The 239-nt window shown below is 61.9% G+C and carries 1 pseudogene; it reads left to right on the top strand.

The features are described from left to right. Window positions 1–239: pseudogene (locus tag AC0L17_RS34755) on the top strand (DDE-type integrase/transposase/recombinase); the annotation flags it as partial.

The raw sequence follows: 239 nt of genomic DNA, 5'->3' as shown, positions 1-239 counted from the left end.
GCCGAAAACACTGGCTATGGCGCGCCGTCGATCAGGACGGCTATGTCCTCGACGAGATCGTCCAGAACCGCCGCAACACCAAGGCGGCCAAGCGATTGCTGACGCGCCTGTTGAAGAAACAGGGCGGCGCACCGAAGCGCATGATCACTGACAAGCTGCGCTCATGTGCCGCTGCGAAAACGAGAGCGGGTGATGCAGGGCTTCCGGTCGCCAGGAAGCCTGCAGCGTTTCGTCTCGAT

It is taken from the genome of Mesorhizobium sp. WSM4829 (assembly GCF_055811475.1).
The sequence above is the reverse complement of the archived record's forward strand: the minus strand, read 5'-3'. Positions and strand labels throughout refer to the sequence as shown.